The sequence below is a fragment of the Peribacillus sp. SIMBA_075 genome (genome assembly GCF_046534585.1).
The window spans coordinates 1-327 of sequence record NZ_JAWRYN010000290.1 but is presented as its reverse complement, the minus strand read 5'-3'; the positions used below and the strand labels follow the sequence as shown (position 1 = coordinate 327).

Annotated in this window: 1 protein-coding gene; it reads left to right on the top strand. The window is 43.4% G+C overall.

Annotation, left to right across the window (positions count from 1 at the left end):
- A partial coding sequence (locus SB775_RS28290) for an acyl-CoA dehydrogenase family protein (protein WP_410864488.1) occupies positions 1-136 on the top strand: 136 nt, incomplete at its 5' end.
- Between the last annotated feature and the right edge of the window lie 191 nt (positions 137-327).

Genomic DNA, 327 nt, shown 5'->3' with positions numbered 1-327 from the left:
AGTATTTGGTGGCTACGGCTACACGCGTGAATATCCGGTGGAACGCTTCATGCGGGATGCAAAAATCACCCAAATCTATGAAGGAACCAACGAAATTCAGCGTGTTGTTATTAGCAATTACTTGCTGAAAGAATAGAATCGCCATGATATAAAATGCGGTAGTAAAAAGTTTATTGGCGGTAAACGGTTTTTCTGTGGATAGGAACGGGAAAAGAAAGGTTTGGCATTGGGCTCTTACTCGCGTATAATGGTTCCGAAACGATACTGAGTAGAGTGTTTGCGCCTTTCTTTTCCATAAGGTGTCTGACCAAACGCTCAGTCGGTTGG